Raw genomic sequence first — 18,961 nt, 5'->3', positions numbered from 1 at the left:
TTTTACCACCCTCTCTCGGCGTATTTATTTTCCAATTTGGATATTTCCAACCCGGACATCGGCTCGCCCAAGTTCTCTGACAATTCGGCCAATTTAACCGGATCGTTGTAATAAGTAGTTGCCAACACGATAGCTCTCGCTCTCTTGGCAGGATCTCCCGACTTGAAGATACCGGAGCCTACGAATACACCCTCGCAGCCCAATTGCATCATCAAAGCGGCATCGGCGGGAGTGGCGATTCCACCGGCAGCAAAGTTTACAACCGGCAATTTACCGTTCTCGTGCACGTATTTCACGAGGTCGAAAGGAGCACCCATTTCTTTAGCGATCGTCATCAAAGCTTCTACCGGGGCAGATTGTACCTGATGAATATCATTGTTCAACTGACGCATATGTCTTACAGCCTCAACCACGTTTCCGGTTCCGGCTTCTCCCTTGGTACGGATCATGGAAGCACCTTCGCCGATGCGTCTTAAAGCCTCGCCCAAGTTGCGGCAACCACAAACAAACGGTACTTGGAATTTAGTCTTGTCCACGTGATACAGATCATCCGCGGGAGTCAATACCTCGCTCTCGTCGATATAATCAATGCCGATGGCTTCCAATATTTGAGCCTCAACAAAGTGACCGATTCTCACTTTAGCCATTACAGGAATAGATACGGCGTTCTTGATCGCCTTAATCATTTGCGGATCTGACATTCTGGCAACACCGCCATCTTTACGAATATCCGACGGCACTCTTTCCAGTGCCATAACAGCACATGCCCCGGCAGCCTCTGCAATCTTCGCCTGTTCAACATTGGTTACGTCCATGATAACCCCACCTTTAAGCATCTGCGCCAAATTTTTGTTCAATTCATATTTTCCCATAAGGTTCTTCTTTAGAATGTTAAAATTATAAACAAACAATTGGAAATAAGTTTCTTGATAAAGAAAAAGAATGCTCCCGCAAACGTTTTCTCCCGTTTTAAAACCTCTTCCAAAACGGGAACAAATATACAATTTTAGATGAAAAGAAAAGTTTTTTGAGGGACTTTTTCGGACAAATACATCTTCAGGATTGTTACAAATTATAATCTAATCAGTTACAATTTACAACAACTCTCGGTTCATAACTTACAACCTGAAATATCCGGTTACAAATAAGTCTTCAACCGCTTCGTGCGATACGTGTTTTTCAACTTTTTGATGGCTTTCGATTTGATCTGGCGTACTCTTTCGCTGGTAAGTCCTACCCGATCCCCAATCTCTTCCAAAGACATTGGCAAATAACCTCCCAGCCCGTAATACATACGCAAGATCGTGGCATCCCGCTCATCTAAAGTGGATAAATAACGATCTATCTCCGTCCGCAACGAATCAGCGTTCAACTCTCTCTCCGCCTCCGGTATCGAGTTCTCGCCGGTGATCATCACGTCGTATAAATTAGACGCATCCTCGTCACTCGTCAACGGGGCATCCATTGACAGGGGACGACTGGCAATCCGCATACTGTCTTTCACTTCTTTTTCCGGAACGTCCATCTCCCGGGCAATCTCCTCGGCTGTCGGCTCCCGCTGAAATTCCTGTTCCAGACGGAAGAAAAATTTGTTCACCTTGTTTATGCTACTGATTTTATTCAAGGGTAAACGAACCAAACGCGAGTTCTCGGCAATTGCCTGCAAAATAGACTGGCGAATCCACCACACGGCGTAAGAAATGAATTTGAACCCTTTCGTCTCATCAAAGCACTCTGCCGCTTTGATCAAACCCAGATTCCCTTCGTTGATCAAATCACCCAGACTCATACCGTTGTTCTGGTATTGCTTGGCCACGGAAACCACGAAACGAAGATTACTCTTCACCAGAAGCTCTCGTGCGGCTAGATCTCCGGCTCGTATTTTCTTGGCTAGCGCAACCTCCTCGTCCGGCGACAACACGTCGATCTTCCCAATCTCCTGCAAGTACTTTTCGATTGAAAAGGAATCCCTGCCAGTGATTTGCTTGCTGATTTTTAACTGTCTCATAGGTCTCTTTAGTAAATTGGCTTAAAGTTAATAATCTATTTCAATAAAACAAATATCAGAGCATATTTTTTCATGTCCCTCCTGCAAAAGTATACGACAAGATTCTAACTTTGTTGTGACAAACTTCAAATTAACCGAAGATAATTTTGCAATTTTCTTTGGCACAATCAAAAAAATACCTACTTTTGCAGTCCGAAGTGAGAAAATAATAACATAAGATAATATCACAATGAAACGTACATTTCAACCATCCAACAGAAAGAGAAGAAACAAACATGGTTTCAGAGAAAGAATGTCTACAGCTAACGGTAGAGCAGTTTTAGCCAGAAGAAGAGCTAAAGGAAGAAAAAAATTGAGTGTTTCTGACGAGCGCAGACACAAACAATAATATAAAAAGCTGCTTATCAGCAGCTTTTTTTTTATTTTAGCCATCCCCTCTCCAAGGTAACAAGATATATTCCTTACCCTTCCCCTCCACTATGATTACATCCTCTTCACTTGCCTGACGCAGCATATACACACGTGAGCGTTCATGCTTCGAAGATGCTACGTTCATGCTACGTTCATGGTATAGACAAGGGGTAGCCAAGCCATGGCTCAAACAAGGAGAATGTCCGTGAAACAAGGTAGCTATTTCCCGTTCTTTTCCCGCTCTATCGCCGATTTCACCGGGCTATTCCCGAATACATACGTTTTTTTTCTGTTTGTCCGCGAGCCGCAACCGCAGCAATCACCGCATCCCCCGTTCTTACGACCGGAACGGAATAACCGATAAATGCCCCTTCCCACGAAGAAAAGCGCCACGGCAACAATTATATATGTAAGTATGAGCTGCATCACTCCTTTAATTTTAGATTTTAGATTGACTCATTGATTTATATCAACAAGTCCAATACCTGTTTCAACACGAAACAAACAACCCATGCCAGCACGGTCGTGTATCCCATGACGAAGAACGCCCATTTTGCCCCGATCTCTTTCCCTATCGCGATCAATGCCGCGAAACAGGGAGAATAGAGTAACACGAAAACAATAAACACGATAGCGATAACGGGCGTAAAACCATGTTCTTTCAGCCGCGTCACCAGTGCCGAACTTGCCGCCTCATCGTCCTCGTCGATATCCTCGCCTTGATAGAGCACAGCCATCGTGCTCACCACGATTTCCTTGGCAGCAACACCCGTCAACAAGCTCACCCCGGCTTTCCACTCGAAACCGAGAGGCGCCCAGATGAGTTCCATCGCCCGACCGATACGACTGATATACGAACTTTCCTGACGTTTGATCACTTCTTCCCGGTGCAAACTTTCCAGCTTGGCTTCCCGCTCTGCCTTCAACATCTCGGCGTTACCGGTTCCCGAGGCTATTTCCACCTCGTACGCTGCCGCGACTTCCGCCTTCTGCTTGTCGTATTCCGCCGCCAATTCCTTGTCCACGGGGAAATAACCGAGAGCCCAAATCACGATGGAAGCAAGCATGATGATACCTCCCATCTTTTTCAGGTATTGCTCGCCTTTACTCCACATGTGGCGAATCGTGGTACGTAATGTAGGCATACGGTAAGGCGGCAACTCCATCACGAAAGGCACTTCCTGTTTGTGGAAAAGTACCCGTTTGAATAATTTCGCCATCACGATTGCCGCTAAAATACCTATCAAGTAGATACCGAACAACACCAATGCCGCGTACTCCTTGAAGAATGCCCCGACTAACAGTATATATACCGGAAGACGGGCACTACAAGACATGAAAGGATTGATCAGTATCGTCAATATCCGGTCACTGCGATTCTCCAGCATACGCGTGGACATGATTGCCGGCACGTTACACCCGAATCCCATGATCATCGGGATAAAACTCTTCCCGTGAAGCCCGAGTTTATGCATGATTTTATCCATGATAAACGCCGCACGCGCCATATACCCCGTGTCTTCCATGAACGAGATAAACAGGAACAGGATCAAGATGTTCGGCAAAAACACGATCACACTACCGACACCGCCGATAATCCCGCTTACCAGCAAATCCTTCAACGGTCCCGCGCTCATATTGTTTTCCACGAATGTACTCAAGGCGGCAACTCCCGTTTCGATCCACTCCATGGGATAACTGCCCAGACTGAAAGTGGCAAAAAAGGTCGTGAACAGGAATAACAGGAAGATCGGGAACCCGAATAATTTATGCGTCACGATAGCGTCGATATATTCTGTTTTACGCCGCCGGTTGACGGGACTTTCCCGGTAAGTTTCTTTCAGCGCCCCGGAGATGAAACCGTACTTCGTGTCAGTGACCACCGCTTCCACGCTCTCCCCGAACGTGGATTCGATTTTACACACATTCTCCTGAACGGTATTCATCAGTTTTTCCCGCGGCTTATCCTTCTCCGCGAAACGCGTGATTTCCTTATCTCCCTCGAGTAACATCAGTGCCATGAAACGAGGCGACATATTGCAGGTCAATTCTTTCTCATCCGCCAATTCCGAACGAATGGCAACGATACCGTCCTCGATCTCCTGCCCGTAATTGATATGAATATGCCGTACGGTTTCGCTTCTTCCCTCGTACACCTCGATAATCTCTTCCAAGAGTTGCTTGACTCCTTTTCCTTTCGAACCAATCGTCGGCACCATAGGCATCCCGATCATCTTACCCATTTTCCGGTAATCGAATGTCGCACCGGAACGTTCCAGTTCGTCGTACATGTTCAAGGCAATCACGCCTTTCACGTCCATGTCTATCAACTGGGTAGACAGGTACAGGTTGCGTTCCAGATTGGACGCATCCACCACGTTGATGACCACGTCGGGAGCGTGATTCGTGATATATTCCCGCACGTATTTTTCTTCGTTCGAGTAGGCTGAAATGGAGTAAGTACCCGGCAGGTCGACCACGTTAAACTCGTACCCGCTGAAACGGAAAGTCGCTTTCTTCGCGTCCACGGTCACCCCGCCGTAATTCCCGACATGTTCCTGCGATCCACTCATGTAATTGAACAGGGTGGTTTTCCCGGCGTTCGGGTTGCCGACCAAGGCGACATGAATATGCTTGTCCCGCCCTTCCCAATGCTTGGCAAAGGCCTCCTCCGCATCTCTCGCGGATGCTGAAATCCCGACGATATTGCTGGCTTCTTCCAGTGAAACAATCTCGATAAACGCAGCTTCTTGTCGCCGCAAGGATATCTCGTACCCCATGATCGAGTATTCTATAGGATCATTCAAAGGAGCGTTTTTCACGGCTTTGACTACCTTACCCCGTATAAATCCCATTTCATTCAGACGCTTACGGAAAGCCCCGTATCCTTTCACTTTCGTTATCACGGCGCTCTCGCCGGTCTTCAATTCTGACAATAACATATTTGCATCTTTCTGGTTTCGCATAGCAAAGGTATTACTTTATTTTTATTTTTTCTAAATAAACACAGAAAAAAAAAGTCCATAGACCTTACGACCTTATGGACCTTACTTTATTAACCCTACAAGTCTAAAAAAAGAAAACTTTTCTTTTTTAATTCGTATAATCAATAAATAGCTTATTTTTGTAATATGAAAGCAGAAGATAAAGACAACAGAGACGAGAAGAAATGGGGTAACGTGAACGAGTTTTTGGCAAAAAACGCTTCACAACTCAATATCATGGAAGAAGAAATAGACGTGGAGGTGCAACATCACTTTATGGCACTTCTTGAATTTTTGATGAAGGACAAGACGAAATTCAAGATGCTGATAGAAGAAGCTCCCCAGTTGACGGATGAATTGTACAACGAGTCCGTCAGTGAAGACAAGAAGAGAAAGATTCTGGCTGTACTGGCCACGATAAATGATATAGCGATATACCGGAAGATTGAGGCATTCCAGAAGGAAGACACCCCGTTGAAAAAATGGGCGACCGTGGCGTTGCAACAATCGCGTATGTTGATTCAATCTTCCCTGCTGGATGAATCTACCGTGTTTGTTTCCACGGGACTGGGCGGCCACGGGACTCTATTACGTTATTTCTGTGTTTATATTGCCAACGAGGGGGTGGTTATACAACCGTTCCAATGGGATATTGCCAAGAAAGAAACCGAACTGGTAGTGACCAAGGCTAAAGGAGAAATCGAGAGTTCCGAGCACTTCGATAAATACATCATGTTTACCCTTTTGTTGCCGATTGATGCCGGGTTGAAAGAAATATTCGAAACCATCATCAACGAGTGCAACACGTATGGTAATTTCCTGAAAGAGAACATTATCATTACAAACGTGAAGAAACTTACCCTCGAAGAGATCGACGGTATCGTGAACTCGAAAAACCCGAAACAGGATCGGAAAATCAGTCCAGCATCAGACTTATAAAAGGATGACAGGCTTTGAAACGAGAGGCTAACCCGAGAAAACGTTCCGGGTAATAACCGAATACCAACCGGGTTAACTCTTGCACGGTCAATTCGACGGGTGTTTCTTCGGCGACTTTCCGGGTACAAGCGCCCTCACCGACGATATATATTCCCGTGTTCTCCGGGATTTGTTCATCCGTCACTTTCAACACGAGATGCAGATCGGGATAACGGACAGCATACAACCGCAACACCTGTTCCACGTCCAAGATTCTCGCCATCCCCCGATGTTCGTCATTTTTCCCCGTCGGTAGTGAACGACAGAATATTTCGGCAGTATCCAAACGTGTCATTATCCCCCACAAGAGCGCCTGTTTTACTTCCCCGGAGTCATACAGCCAATCTTTTACCAAAACATGATTCCCCCGCGGCTCGGCAAATGCCATGCCGACAAGGTGATCTTCACGGTTATACGCCACGAGCAAAGCACCTTCGCTTATACGCAAATCCTCCATAATCGTGTTAAAATCCTCCCGGTCATGTTGAATACAACAGGGACGACGGAGCATGGCATCTTCAAAATAACGAAACACTTCGTCTGTCAACAAAGCCTCGTCACGGAACGCCTCCACCCGGTAATGCTCCGACACGGGAGGAGCGAGAATCGTGTAATGTTCGGGTGAGAAATCAAAAATAGCGGCATATCCCATCTTCTCGTAATAGCCGTACAACCAATCGTTTGCCGGGATTAAAGTACTCACGGGGACATCCCGCTTTCTCATCACGGCAAAGGCCTCCTGCAATAACTTTGTCATGATTCCCCGCGCACGGGCCAGAGGGTGGGTACAAGCGCCCGAAATATACCCCGTCTGCAACAAGGTTCCGGCAAAGGTCATCGGGTAAAGCGGCATTTGCAACGCCGCGACAGCATCACCTTGCCGGTCACGATATACAAGAGTGTTTTCGTCTTTATATTTCTTACTGAAATAGAAACGAATAAACTCTTCCGTGTCGTCAAAACACAATCGCCACAAATCCATTACCTCTTGTTTCATGCCATTTTCAATTTTCGATTAATTGAGCGTACCCTTTTTCCAACAGAATCACGGGACGATAAGATAACTTTGCCTTTCGTAAGCCGACTAATCCCAAGTCTTCTTCCCGGTTCAAGTAAATATATTTTTCCGGAATATGCAAGGCAAATTCTTGATTCAATATATTATAAGCCCCGTCGATACGGCTATCCGCTTTCTCGATATGCACGGCAAAAGTATCCTTATTCACGGGAGCGCCATAGGTAAAACCGACAATCTCGTCATCCACCCAAAGCGCACCGCCCGTCAGTTCCAACTCGTCAAAATGGCGTAACGCGGAGTTCAATGCTTTTCGCTCGTTAATCAGGCTCTGCTCTTCATCACAACCGTGTTGCTCGCACCATTTCTCCTCCAGTTCGAGGCAATGCGGAATCATGTCCGCCGTCAAGGGAGTGTAACGATAATTGTACGTCCGCTTGAACTTGTTGACATGATTCCGCTTGGGCTGGAAATTCTTACCTTTCAATTCCGCCAATTCTTTCCTTAGATATATATAGTCAAAATAATCCCGATCCAGACGGTAGTCAAATCGTCCGGGGAACTCCCGGTTGAACCACTCTTCCATTTCCGGGAACACGCCATGTATCCGCAAGACATGCCCTTCAGCCTTTGCCTGATCTTTCAACATTCCGATGATTCCTTTCACGTCCCCCGTCCCGACGGGCATCGTGTACACGATACTTTCCTCGTCCAGCGTGAAACGCACGATCAGGCAATTATCCACCACGGCATAGCAACTGTTAGTCAGGAACTGCCACGTGTACAAATTCACGAATGACAGGTTGCAATCCCGGTTCCCGCAGGCCAAAAAATACGACGTTATTAACTCTTTATCTTCAATTTTGATCGGTTTAAAATCTATCATATAATTCTATCTTTATTACAATACAAAGATACAATCTTTCATCTCATAGCACTTCTTTCATGTGTCTGAAATTAGACGTGATCGTATCCAAAATTTCCTTTGTCCGTCCGTTGATCATCAACTTGTACATGGATTGCGCAAATCCCAGCATCTGGCTCCACTCTACCTTGGGCGGCATGGCGAGAGCGTTCGGGTCGGTCATCACGTTCATCAGCACCGGGCCGTTTATTTTCATCGCTTTTTCCAGTGTCGATTGAACTTCCTCGGGATCGTTTACCGTGAATCCTTCCATGCCCATGGCTTTTGCCACGAGGGCGAAATCGGGATTCTCCATGTCTGTCTGCCAATCGGGTAACCCGGCAACTTCCATCTCCAATTTCACCATTCCCAACGAACGGTTATTGAACACGACGATTTTCACGGGCAATTTATATTGTACAATCGTGGAAAGATCTCCTAGCAACATAGACAATCCGCCGTCCCCGCACAATGCCCATACCTGTCTGTCGGGATACGCCAGCGAAGCCCCGATAGCTTGGGGAACGGCATTTGCCATGGAACCGTGGTTAAACGAACCCAACATTTTCCGTTGTCCCGTCCCGTGCAGATAGCGGGCCCCCCAAACACAAGTCATCCCGGTATCCACGGCAAAGATCGCGTCTTTCGACGCTAACTTGTCCACGACAGACATCACGTATTCCGGGTGAATCCGATCTTTCTCGCCGTGTACTTCCACGTAAGCATTCAAATTCTCCTTTACCCGTTCGTACCCTTTCAATTGTTTTTTCAAGAAATCATCGTCTTCTTTTTGCTTGATCCGAGGCAGCAAAGCCTGCAACGTTGTTCTCACGTCGCCGCAAAGTCCCATGTCTACCTTCGCCCGTCGTCCCAATCGTTCCGGTTTTATATCAATCTGAACGATCGTGTTATTCTCCGGCATAAAAGGCGCGTAGGGAAAATCCGTACCGAGCATTACGAGAACTTCCGCCTCGTGCATACTGGCATAACCGGAAGGCATACCTAATAACCCAGTCATACCGACCTCGTTCGGGTTATCGTACTGTATTTCCATTTTGCTTTTGAAAGAATAAGCCACGGGAGCGTTCAACCGATGTGACAATTCCACCACCTCGGCATGAGCATCTTTCGCTCCCATCCCGCAAAATAGAGTGATTTTCGTTTTATTGTTCAACAAGGCTGACAGCTCGTCCAATTCCTTGTCGGAAGGACGGATAGACGGTTGAGTCGGGAAAGGGTGCAAAGATGAAAAAATATCTACCGAATCTTTTGCTGTCACATCTCCCGGAATACCGACCACGGCAACACCGTGCCGGGATAACGCCGTTTGCATTGCCGCCTGCAACATACGGGGCAATTGAGCCGGTGTAGCTGCCACTTGATTATAATAACTGCAATCATCAAATAATTTTATCGTATCGGTTTCTTGAAAATACCGGGAACCGAACTCCTCGGTCGCCATTGTCGATGCCAACGCCAGCACCGGAGCCCCGGAACGATGAGCGTCATACAGACCGTTGATCAGATGCACGTGTCCCGGTCCGCTACTCCCGGCGCAACAAGCCAACTGCCCGTGAAGCTGCGCCTCGGCTCCTGCCGCGTAAGCCCCGACTTCCTCGTGTCGCACGTGTATCCATTGAATTTTACCATTACGCCGCACGGCGTCATTTATTTCATTCAAACTATCGCCTGTCACGGCATAAATACGTTTCACTCCGACTTCTACCAGTATTTCGACCAATTGTTCTGCTACTTTTTTCGCCATATCCTGTAGTTTTAATATTGTTTTCTAATCTCTACAGGTAAACGTAAAATGAGTTTGTAAAGTTATAAAGTTTGTAAAGTTTATAAAGTAGAAAACCATAAGGTCTACAAGGTCGCAGGAGTTCCCCGGAAAAATTTATCAGCAGCTTTGCTACCGTGAACAAAACACCCGCGGGGTCAACGACCTTATAAACTAATTTATTTTCGGCGCCAAGAACGCCCCTACCCGCGATATATTTGCCACACCGCGACATTCACGGATTATTACACGGATGCCGTCTGTTTCCGTATCCGGGAAGCGCAAAAGACGCTTGTACCCGATCGTGGTGCCCTCCGCGACGGGTTTCCATTCCCCGTTTACGCGGACTTCCACGGTGAAGGCTTCTACCCGCTGCCCTTTGCTGATATCTTCCTGCAACATAACAGTGTTGACCACGGCACCTTTATTTAAGGCATATTCTTTCTGCTCACCCGGTTTTGCTGTCCACGGACGAGCCCAACGAGAGGTATAATCTTTCGAGAATGTCTTTTCTATATATTCACCGAACTCTTTCAGGCGAGCCGCGTCATTCTCGTGAATCACACCCCGTTTATCCGGCGGTACATTCAATAACAAAGAAGAATTATATCCCACGGAATGGAAATAAATGTCCACCAATTCCTTCAAAGACTTTACTTTATTATCTTCATAATCATGATAGAACCAACCGGGACGGATAGACACATCGACCTCGGACGGATACCAAAAAAGCTCAGTAGCACGGGCAAGTACATGCCTGCTCCCCAGATCACGGGTATAGGAATCCAAATGCAACCGCTCGTTTCTCACGCGGGCATTCGGGAACACCTCCGGCACCAATGCCGAGGCACTCCACTCCGTATCTCTCCCCCGACCTCTTTCGTTCCCTACCCAACGGACATCGTCACCGCAAATTGCCGTGACAGCATTGGGTTGCAATTTATTGATTGTCTTCATGATCGCTTCCCAGTTATATGCTTGTTTCTTCCCGTTCGGTCCCTCGCCGTTTGCCCCGTCGAGCCATACTTCGTCCACCTTGCCATAGTCGGACAACAACTCGGTCAATTGTTGTATAAAGAACTCGTTGTATTTCACGGAATCGCCATAGCAGGAAGCATTCCGGTCCCACGGGGAAACGTACACGCCGAATTTCATCCCGTTCCGCTCACAGGCTTTCTTCACCTCTTTGACCACGTCCCCTTTTCCGTTTTTCCACGGGGAAGAAGCCACCGAATGTCGGGTTGTCTTCGTGGGCCACAAGCAAAAACCGTCATGATGTTTCGCGGTAATGATCACCAGTTTGAAGCCACCCGCTTTCAATACCCGCACCCATTGGTCCGCGTCCAGAGCCACGGGATTGAACATCGCGGGGAACTCTTTACCGTCCCCCCACTCCTGTCCCGTGAAGGTATTCATCCCGAAATGGATAAAAGCGGTCATCTCCAATTGTTGCCACGCCAATTGCTTTTTCGAGGGAATCAGCCGTGACGCCATATCCACTTTCTCTTCCAAGGTTGCCTGCCCCGGGAAACATACCTGTTTCTCGTAAAACTTCCCTTTCTGCGCCCCCGCCGGTAAAATACACGTGCATAATAACACCCCCAGTATATAGATTGATTTCACCATGATTATCAATGTTAATTAATGAATGTAAAAATAAACTTTTTTTCTCATTCAGACAACATATTCTCCCACTTTTACGTTTCATAGGGAGTAACGTAAAAATTTTACCGTATGAACACAAACAAAATAACTGAAATCCTTGGAGATCAAAGTGAATTTCTTCTAAATCACACTTGCAGGACAATTGACAAGTCATTGATTCACGCCCCGTCGCCAACCACGATCGACGATATATGGGTACCTTCCGACAGAAATACCCGCACGTTAAACAGTCTGCAATCCATTCTGGGACACGGACGTCTGGCAAACACGGGATACGTGTCCATTCTACCAGTGGATCAAGGCATCGAACATTCGGCAGGTGCATCATTTGCCCCGAACCCGCTCTACTTCGATCCCGAGAATATCATAAGACTCGCCATTGAAGGTGGCTGCAACGCGGTTGCTTCAACATACGGCGTACTCGGCTCGGTAGCCCGCAAATACGCTCACAAGATACCTTTTATCGTGAAAATCAACCACAACGAACTTCTGACTTACCCGAACCAATATGACCAAACCTTGTACGGCACGGTAGAAGAAGCTTGGAACATGGGTGCCGCCGCCGTGGGTGCCACGATATACTTCGGTTCCCCGGAAAGCAGGCGTCAGATACTGGAAATCTCGGAAGCCTTCGCTCACGCCCATGAATTAGGCATGACCACCATCCTCTGGTGTTACCTTCGAAACGAACACTTCAAGAAAGACGGCACGGATTATCACTCCGCGGCAGACCTTACCGGACAAGCCAATCATTTAGGAGCCACGATACAAGCCGACATCGTGAAACAGAAACTCCCCACGGTCAACGGTGGCTTTACCGCTTTAAAATTCGGGAAAACGGACGAACGCGTATATTCCCGCCTCACGTCTTCCCACCCGATAGACTTGTGCCGTTATCAGGTAGCGAACAGCTACATGGGACGGGTCGGTTTAATCAATTCCGGCGGAGAATCCAAAGGTGCATCCGATCTGAAAGAAGCCGTGATAACAGCCGTCATTAACAAGCGAGCCGGCGGCATGGGACTTATCAGCGGTAGAAAGGCTTTCCAGAAACCGATGAAAGAGGGCGTAGAATTATTGAACGCCATTCAAGATGTGTATCTGGACAAAACGATTACTTTGGCATAGAAAAACTAAAAGATAAAATCCCTTTCATCCATCCGGACAAGTATTTTTTATTCTATCTTTGTGAGGAAGACTAAACCCCGTTCGACATGGATGAAAGTGTACTCAACAAGCTCAAAATCCTCGCTGAATCAGCGAAGTACGATGTATCATGTGCATCCAGCGGAACTTCCCGTTCTCACAAAAAAGGACAAATCGGAAGTGCCGAGGGATGGGGTATATGCCATAGTTTCGCGGAAGACGGACGCTGTATTTCGTTGCTCAAAATCATGCTCACGAATAACTGCATATACGATTGTGCTTACTGTATAAACCGCAGGAGTAATGATTTGCCGCGGGCTACTTTTTCCGTGACGGAGTTGGTCAACTTGACGATAGAGTTTTATCGACGGAATTATATCGAGGGACTATTTCTCAGTTCCGGAGTCGTTCGTAACCCGGACTATACCATGGAACGATTGGTTCGGGTGGTGAAAGACCTCCGGCAAGTGTACAAATTCAACGGGTACATCCACATGAAAAGTATCCCCGGTGCCAGTCAGGAACTGGTGAACGAGGCGGGGTTGTACGCCGACCGGATGAGCGTGAATATCGAGATTCCAAACGAGCAGAGCCTGCAACTTCTCGCCCCGGAAAAAGACTTCCAGAGCGTATTCACTCCCATGCGCTTTATTCAGCAAGGGATGTTGCAAAGTGCAGAGGACAGAAAGAAGTACCGACATGCACCCCGTTTTGTTCCGGCAGGACAGAGCACGCAAATGATCATCGGCGCCACACCCGACAAGGATAAAGATATACTCGGGCTTACTTCCGCCCTGTACAAGCGCCCCAGCATGAAACGGGTTTATTATTCGGGATTCGTGCCCGTCAACGCGTACGATCATCGGTTACCGGCTCTGAAACAGCCGCCCCTTGTTCGGGAAAACCGATTGTATCAGGCCGATTGGCTGCTTCGTTTCTACCATTTCAAGGTGGAAGAAATCGTGGATGATTCCTATCCCGATCTTGACTTGGAGATTGATCCCAAACTGGCATGGGCGTTACGTCATCCCGAAGCCTTTCCAGTGGACGTCAACCGGGCGGACTACGAGATGCTGCTCCGGGTCCCGGGGCTTGGCGTGAAGTCTGCTAAAATGATTGTCACGGCACGCCGTTATTCCCGTTTAGGGATGGCTCAACTCAAGCAGATAGGCGTCGTGTTGAAAAAAGCACAATATTTCATCACCTGCCACGAATTGCCAACCAAAACCGTCAATGAATTAAAACCGGAGAATGTTAGACGTATCCTAACCCAAAGGGCAACCCGGAAAATCGACGACGGGCAACTGATTATTCCATTCGACTTTGTCAATTGAAATCTTATTAATTTATGATTTATGGTTTACGATTAAAAAAACTTGGCAGATGGAAAAGGAAGAAGCGTTAGCTTGTGTGGCTGGAATCTTAAATCAAAAATCACTAAATCTAAAATTGACACATGGTTATTTTCATCTACGATAAGACATTTGAAGGGTTGCTGACCACGGTTTTTGACGCGTATAGTTACAAAAAGTATCCGGATGTCTTGCTCGGGGAAGGTGAAACGCTACCGCTATTTTATGACAAAAGTTTCACGGTAACGACGGACACGGAAAGGAGTGAACGGGTATGGAAAGGACTGCAAAAGAAATTGTCCGCTCCTGCCCTCTCCCAACTCACAACGTGCTGGTTATCGGAACTGCCGGGGATTGATCTTTTGTTGTTCCGCTATATACGCAAGGCGATAGACGCACCGCGCTCCATTGAACTTAACTTCGGCGATCCGGATGTATTGGAACTGTCCAAAGTATTCAAGCAAGTGAAAAACGAACGCCTCCGGGTTATCCAGTTCCTACGTTTCCAAAAAGCCGCGGACGGCACGTACTTCGCCGCCTTGAAACCCTTGTATAATGTTCTTTCGTTGGTTATCCCTTACTTGCAAGACCGTTTTGCCGACCAGCAATGGTTACTCTATGACCTAAAACGAGAGTACGGTTACTACTATGATCTAACCACGGTCACGGAAGTACATTTCGAACAGAAAGAGGGACATCTTCTCACCGGGTTCCTCGACGAGAGCATCATGGACCAAGACGAAAAGCTCTTTCAGCAACTTTGGCAAACCTACTTTAAAACGATCGCTATCAAAGAGCGCCTCAATCCGAAACTACACCGTCAGAATCTCCCCGCCCGCTTTTGGAAATACTTGACTGAAAAAAGAAAATAAGCGTCCAACACCTTAAACACCCAAAACGCGAATGGCAAGGGAACCATTCCAAGCCTTTTCCAGAAGTACTGTCGTTCATGAACCGTTGTTCAACCGTTCTTGAACCGTTTCCAAACGTCTATAAAACGACAGGACAACAAAATATGCTGGAAGTTTGTCAAGTTGTCGGTCGAATATCATCCCAATCCGCACCCCCATTCGCTCCTATCAACCAGTTAAACGCGTAATGACGTTCCATCACTATTCCCCCGTCCAATGAAGCAGGCATTTCTTTCCCATTGATACGGGCATCCACGCATGCCCAATCATAACGCAATGTCAAGTCAGCCTCATCCAGAATCTCCTCTTTACCCCGTGTTTCGCCTAACCCTAAAATAGTCCCTTTCTCTTGGTTATCAAAGAAAAACCGGGCTATAAACGGGACATCACAAATCTCCGAGGGATAGGACAACTCCGCACTCCCTAATGCCCACAATAGCACGGCACAACACTCGTACCGCCACAGGAATTGAATACAGTCATGCTGTTCCGGTGAAGGATTTTCAAGATAAGTTTTCTCCAAGGGAGTCAGTTCGTCCATAATATGATAACTTTCATCTATTTTCTGCACGAAACTCAATCCTTCCTCTCGATCGGGATTCTCGGACAACATTACCTCCGAATACAATGCCACGACAAACAACGCTGTCGCCCTACGGGCTATTTCTTCCGGGGTACGAATAACTGCTTCACTGTCCAATACCTCGCAAGGCAAATGCTCTATATAAGGTACACCTTCCTCTTCCAGACGGACGATGGAACGCTCTCTACGATATTGATCCACATCCGCGGGTGCCGAACGTCCGACTTCCAACAAATCGGAATTTGCCACCGGACGAAAAGTCTCGTACTCGCTCTTGCCCCGTGCCGAAAAAAGCAATTTACCCTTACTGTCATACAGGCTCATGCTTGGGTAAAGCACGAAACCGTTTATATCTGCCGCAACATCAAAAATAGTATTCACGATATAATTCGTCCGCTCCCGATTATCATCAACCTCGAACTCTATACCCACGACACAATTGAAACAATTGATCTGACGAAGTACTTCTTCCTTGATAGCGGTCAATTCGGTTTCCGCCTGCGCAAAAAAATTCGCCATCCCGTTCGTGTGTTCTGCCACCCGCTCCGCCTCGTCCTTGGTCTGCATCATAGAACAACGAATCACCGAATCGTCCTGCAACACGAACATCCAGCGATTATTGTCAGGCGAGAATATTTTAGTTACCTCACGGAACCGCTTTTCCATAGATTGTGCCACCCGGTCGAAATCACCGATTACCGTGTAAAGAGTCAAATTTGCTTTCTCCATAAAATCGTTTTATAATTCATACAAATATAGAAACTCCTTTCGAGAAAGCAATATTCTCTATTTTCCGGGGCAAACGCGTCAAAACGCTTTTTGCCCCGCCCAGTTCATAAAGTTGAGCTTTCAGCTCATAAAGTTTATAGACTTTATAAACTTTTGACTAAAAGGGCAAAAAGCGTTTTGACACATTTGCCCTGCCTATTTTTCCAAAGAAAAAGAATAAGGGAAATCCGTATCACCGGTTCCTCTCGACTTATTCGGGCCTTCACTCATACGGAACTCTATCCGTCCGCCACCATGCAAGTCTTTATGTGTGACGTAATTCTTCGTGTAAACTCGTTTATTCAATTTCATCCGGTCGATATAGCGATGCGTATCGTCTGTCCCCGGGGCAACAATCTCCATCTTTTTCCCGTTCTCGAAATGAATCGTTGCTTTCGGGAAAAGCGGTGTACCCAACACGTATTGCTCCGAACCCGGACAGACGGGATAAAAACCAAGCGCCGAGAACACGTACCATGCCGATGTCTGCCCGTTATCCTCGTCCCCGCAATAACCGTCCGGTCCGGGCGTGTACATCCGGTTCATCACTTCCCGCAGCCAGTACTGCGCTTTCCAAGGTTGTCCGGCATAATTATACAAGTATATCATGTGCTGTATAGGTTGATTTCCATGAGCGTAATTCCCCATGTTCATGACGGTCATTTCCCGGATTTCATGAATCACTCCCCCGTAATAACTCTCGTCAAACAGGGGCGGCACGGCAAAAACAGAGTCCAGCATCTGCACGAAAGACTCTTTTCCTCCCATTAAATCAATCAACCCTTGAGGGTCGTGGAATACCGACCACGTGTAATGCCAACTATTCCCCTCCGTGAAAGCGTCACCCCATTTCAGGGGAGAGAAGGGCGTCATAAAAGTGCCATCCTGATTCTTTCCCCGCATTAACTTGGTTTCGGGGTCGAATAAATGTTTATAATTCATCGCCCGTCGGGCAAATCGCTCCACTTCCTCTGCCGGACGCTCTAACTTTTTTGCTAATTGATAAATACACCAATCATCATAAGCATATTCCAATGTACGCGCAGCACTCTCGTTTATCCCCACGTCGTAAGGCACGTATCCCAATGTATTATAATACTCGTGTCCCAAACGTCCCGTGGAAGAGGCTTTCGGGTGCACGTGTTCCGTGCCGTGTATCAGCCCCTCGTACAGCGTTTCCACGTCGGCCACCCGCACGCCTTTCAAATAAGCATCCACGAGCACAGAAGCCGAATTATTCCCGACCATACATCCCCGGTGTCCCGGGCTTGCCCATTCCGGGAAAAAGCCGCTTTCCTTGTAAGTATTAATTAATCCCTCCTGTATTTCCTTGTTCCGGGAAGGATAAACCAGATTTAACAAGGGAAACAGACAACGGAATGTATCCCAGAATCCCGTATCCGTGTATAAATATCCCGGCAACACCTCTCCATTATATGGACTGTAATGCACCGTGTTTCCCTCCGCATCTATTTCATAAAACTTACGGGGAAAAAGTACCGAACGGTAGAGGCAAGAATAAAACACCCGGTATTGGTCCAACGAACCTCCTTCTACCTGAATAGCTCCTAACACTTTATTCCATGCCGCTTTACCCCGCCCGACCAAGGTTTCGAAATCGTCGTTTCCCAACTCTTTCAAGTTTAATTCAGCCTGTTCCGGGCTTATAAATGAAGATGCCACGCGGGCGTGAACCTTCTCCCCTTTTTTTGTCCGGAAGCCAATCACGCTTCCCACGTGATGGGATTGCTGTACTGAATCGTCACTCAGTTTCCCGTCGACAAACGTGTGTTTATACTCGAATGGTTTATCAAATTCTATCACGAAGTAATTCTTGAAATTCTCCGACACACCGCCACTATTCCGAGTAGTGTATCCCACGATCTTGTTATCTCCCTCGATACAGACAAATGAACCTCGGTCAAAAGCATCAACAACAATATACGAATGTTCGTTCTCCGGAAAAGTAAAGCGGAAAAGAGCCGCCCGCTCTGTCGTCGTGAACTCCGTCACCACATCGTGCTCCGCAAGATAAACCTTGTAATAATAAGGTTTCGCCACTTCCCCCTTATGCGAGAACCAACTGGCACGCCGCTCCTGCTCGAACTCCGGTTTCCCGACCACGGGCATCAGCGAGAATTGACCGTAATCATTAATCCATGGACTCGGCTGATGCGTCTGTTTGAATCCCCGTATCTTGTTTGCCGTGTAGACATAAGCCCAACCGTCGCCCATTTTCCCCGTCTGGGGCATCCAGAAATTCATTCCCCACGGACGGGCAATCGCCGGGTAAGTGTTCCCTGCCGACAACTCGAACGTGGACTGTGTACCCATAAGCGGATTCACGTACTCCACGGGCTCAAAAACAGTTTGAGCTCGCGCAGGAATACCCACGCCGAGCCACAAACAAACTAAAACACAAACATAATATCTCATAAACACAACGTATTATA

At 47.2% G+C, this 18,961-nt stretch carries 15 protein-coding genes and 1 pseudogene; 5 read left to right on the top strand and 11 right to left on the bottom strand.

Annotated features, from left to right (window positions below):
• Nucleotides 1-2: 2 nt before the first annotated feature.
• Both pdxS and Q5866_RS02830 read right to left on the bottom strand, forming a co-directional pair.
• A complete protein-coding gene (gene pdxS, locus Q5866_RS02835) occupies nucleotides 3-872 on the bottom strand; it encodes a pyridoxal 5'-phosphate synthase lyase subunit PdxS (RefSeq protein ID WP_303178665.1) in 870 nt (289 codons plus the stop codon).
• Nucleotides 873-1,138: 266 nt separating this feature from the next.
• On the bottom strand, nucleotides 1,139-2,008 hold the full coding sequence (locus Q5866_RS02830; protein ID WP_099293819.1) for an RNA polymerase sigma factor RpoD/SigA: 870 nt from the start codon (nucleotides 2,006-2,008) through the stop codon (nucleotides 1,139-1,141).
• A gap of 229 nt (nucleotides 2,009-2,237) precedes the next feature.
• Between Q5866_RS02830 and rpmH the strand changes: the two genes are divergently transcribed.
• Complete coding sequence (gene rpmH / locus Q5866_RS02825) at nucleotides 2,238-2,396, top strand: 50S ribosomal protein L34 (RefSeq protein ID WP_099293820.1); 159 nt, start codon at nucleotides 2,238-2,240, stop codon at nucleotides 2,394-2,396.
• A 36-nt stretch (nucleotides 2,397-2,432) separates the two neighbouring features.
• Here the strand turns inward: rpmH and Q5866_RS02820 are convergent, their stop codons facing one another.
• The 3 genes from Q5866_RS02820 to feoB form a co-directional block, all read right to left on the bottom strand.
• Nucleotides 2,433-2,564 carry a hypothetical protein gene (locus Q5866_RS02820; protein ID WP_255302085.1) on the bottom strand — a complete coding sequence of 44 codons (132 nt, stop codon included), beginning with the start codon at nucleotides 2,562-2,564 and terminating at the stop codon, nucleotides 2,433-2,435.
• A 74-nt stretch (nucleotides 2,565-2,638) separates the two neighbouring features.
• A complete protein-coding gene (locus Q5866_RS02815; RefSeq protein WP_099293821.1) occupies nucleotides 2,639-2,845 on the bottom strand; it encodes a FeoB-associated Cys-rich membrane protein in 207 nt (68 codons plus the stop codon).
• 38 nt (nucleotides 2,846-2,883) lie between these two features.
• Entirely contained in the window at nucleotides 2,884-5,361 is a 2,478-nt protein-coding gene (gene feoB, locus Q5866_RS02810) for a ferrous iron transport protein B (protein ID WP_303178794.1), read from the bottom strand.
• A gap of 189 nt (nucleotides 5,362-5,550) precedes the next feature.
• Between feoB and Q5866_RS02805 the strand changes: the two genes are divergently transcribed.
• Nucleotides 5,551-6,342 (top strand): hypothetical protein, encoded by a 792-nt coding sequence (locus Q5866_RS02805; RefSeq protein ID WP_099293822.1) that lies wholly within the window; start codon nucleotides 5,551-5,553, stop codon nucleotides 6,340-6,342.
• Here the strand turns inward: Q5866_RS02805 and eis are convergent.
• The 4 genes and pseudogenes from eis to Q5866_RS02785 all read right to left on the bottom strand — a co-directional run.
• Entirely contained in the window at nucleotides 6,320-7,378 is a 1,059-nt protein-coding gene (gene eis / locus Q5866_RS02800) for an enhanced intracellular survival protein Eis (RefSeq protein WP_303178664.1), read from the bottom strand. The genes Q5866_RS02805 and eis overlap by 23 nt on opposite strands.
• Nucleotides 7,379-7,385: 7 nt before the next feature.
• Complete coding sequence (locus Q5866_RS02795) at nucleotides 7,386-8,282, bottom strand: DUF2156 domain-containing protein (RefSeq protein WP_303178663.1); 897 nt, start codon at nucleotides 8,280-8,282, stop codon at nucleotides 7,386-7,388.
• A gap of 43 nt (nucleotides 8,283-8,325) precedes the next feature.
• Nucleotides 8,326-10,065: a thiamine pyrophosphate-dependent enzyme gene (locus Q5866_RS02790; RefSeq protein WP_303178662.1), complete on the bottom strand. Its 1,740-nt coding sequence runs from the start codon at nucleotides 10,063-10,065 to the stop codon at nucleotides 8,326-8,328.
• Between the two features lie 207 nt (nucleotides 10,066-10,272).
• Nucleotides 10,273-11,709 (bottom strand): annotated as a pseudogene (locus tag Q5866_RS02785) (alpha-L-fucosidase); the annotation flags it as partial.
• Between the two features lie 108 nt (nucleotides 11,710-11,817).
• Between Q5866_RS02785 and Q5866_RS02780 the strand changes: the two are divergent.
• The 3 genes from Q5866_RS02780 to Q5866_RS02770 all read left to right on the top strand — a co-directional run bounded on the left by Q5866_RS02780 (nucleotide 11,818) and on the right by Q5866_RS02770 (nucleotide 15,118).
• Complete coding sequence (locus Q5866_RS02780) at nucleotides 11,818-12,876, top strand: class I fructose-bisphosphate aldolase (RefSeq protein ID WP_227216637.1); 1,059 nt, start codon at nucleotides 11,818-11,820, stop codon at nucleotides 12,874-12,876.
• A gap of 86 nt (nucleotides 12,877-12,962) precedes the next feature.
• Nucleotides 12,963-14,228, top strand: a complete 1,266-nt coding sequence (locus tag Q5866_RS02775; protein WP_186978413.1) for a putative DNA modification/repair radical SAM protein — start codon at nucleotides 12,963-12,965, stop codon at nucleotides 14,226-14,228.
• A gap of 122 nt (nucleotides 14,229-14,350) precedes the next feature.
• Entirely contained in the window at nucleotides 14,351-15,118 is a 768-nt protein-coding gene (locus tag Q5866_RS02770) for a TIGR03915 family putative DNA repair protein (RefSeq protein ID WP_227216638.1), read from the top strand.
• 157 nt (nucleotides 15,119-15,275) lie between these two features.
• On the opposite strand, the gene Q5866_RS02765 is transcribed toward Q5866_RS02770, so the two are convergent.
• The gene (locus Q5866_RS02765) at nucleotides 15,276-16,469 is read right to left on the bottom strand and encodes a DUF4272 domain-containing protein (RefSeq protein ID WP_303178659.1); all 1,194 of its coding nucleotides are present in this window, start codon (nucleotides 16,467-16,469) and stop codon (nucleotides 15,276-15,278) included.
• A gap of 195 nt (nucleotides 16,470-16,664) precedes the next feature.
• On the bottom strand, nucleotides 16,665-18,944 hold the full coding sequence (locus tag Q5866_RS02760; protein WP_303178657.1) for a GH92 family glycosyl hydrolase: 2,280 nt from the start codon (nucleotides 18,942-18,944) through the stop codon (nucleotides 16,665-16,667).
• Nucleotides 18,945-18,961: the final 17 nt, after the last annotated feature.

The organism is uncultured Butyricimonas sp. (genome assembly GCF_959596855.1).
Taxonomy (GTDB): domain Bacteria; phylum Bacteroidota; class Bacteroidia; order Bacteroidales; family Marinifilaceae; genus Butyricimonas; species Butyricimonas muris.
This window is presented reverse-complemented; position numbering and strand designations above follow the sequence as displayed.